The 1,238-nt window shown below is 75.8% G+C and carries 1 protein-coding gene; it reads left to right on the forward strand.

Annotated elements, in window-relative coordinates; genetic code table 11:
* The coding region (locus ABZ193_RS43595; protein ID WP_354714697.1) for a DUF87 domain-containing protein at nucleotides 1–1,238 on the forward strand (1,238 nt) is incomplete at both ends.

Genomic DNA, 1,238 nt, shown 5'->3' on the forward strand with positions numbered 1-1,238 from the left:
GAGGCCGCCTGGCCCGGCTCCCACACCCGGACCAGCCCCGCAACCTCCCCCTTCCCCATCCCGGCGACCGGGCGGCGGGTCGTGGTGGGCGGGCAGCTGCGCCTCGCCCGCCCGGAATCGCTGCCGATCCGCACCAGCTTCGACGCCGACCCGATCCGTGGCCTGCTCGGCGCGCCGGTCGGGCTCGGCCGCGACGAGCACGCCTGCGTCCAGATCCTTGCCCGCCCGGTCACCGGCCGCCGCGTCGCCCAGGCCCGCCGCGCGGCCCGCCGGGTCCACCACGGCTCCTCCGCCCACCTCGGCGGCCGCATCCTCGACGCCCTCACCCCCGGCGCGAACCCCGCCCGCCCCGGCCGCACCGCGGATGTGCGGCGGATCAGCCTGGACCCGCAGGTGTCGCTGGAGTACTCCGCCCAGAACAAGGCCATCGTGGGCAAGCAGCGCGGCTCCGAGTACGAGACCCTCGTGCGCTACGCCGTCGCCACCGACGTGCCCGCGGACGCTCCGGACGAGCTGGTGCGGCAGGCCCGCGACACCGCTCGCGGGCGGGCCCACGCGCTGGCCGCCGCGTTCGCCGCCTACACCGAGCACAACCACTACACCCGCGCCCGCCTGCGCCACCCCCACCGTGTGCTCGCCGCCCGGCGGCTCGACCGCGGCGATCTGCTGTCGGTCCCCGAGCTGGCCGCGATCGCGCACCTGCCCACCGACGCCGCGATCCCCGGTGTCGAACGCGCCGGCGCGAAAGCCGTCGCCCCACCACCCGGCATCGCCACCCCCGGTCCGCAGGTCAAACCACTCGGCCGCGCCGACACCGGCCACGCCCGCCCGGTCGGGCTGCGGGTCGCCGACGCCCGCCACCACCTGCACGTCCTCGGCGCCACCGGCTCCGGCAAATCAACCCTGCTCGGCACCCTGGTCCTCGACGACGCCACCAACCACCGCGGTGTCGTGGTAATCGACCCCAAGGGCGACCTCGTCACCGACATCCTCAACCGCCTGCCCCGCACCGCGGCCGAGCGGGTGGTGCTCTTCGACGCCGACTCCCGCCACCGCCCACCCGTGCTCAACCCCTTGGAGGGTGGGGAAACCGACCGGGAGGTGGACAACCTCGTCTCCGTCTTCCGCCGTGTGTACTCGGCGTTCTGGGGACCACGCACCGACGACCTCATGCGCGCCGCCTGCCTCACCCTGCGGGCCCAGGACGGCGTGCCCACCCTGGCCGACCTGCCCAAGCT

It is taken from the genome of Amycolatopsis sp. NPDC006125, assembly GCF_040614195.1.
In the GTDB taxonomy this organism is placed as follows: Bacteria; Actinomycetota; Actinomycetes; order Mycobacteriales; family Pseudonocardiaceae; genus Amycolatopsis_E; species Amycolatopsis_E tucumanensis.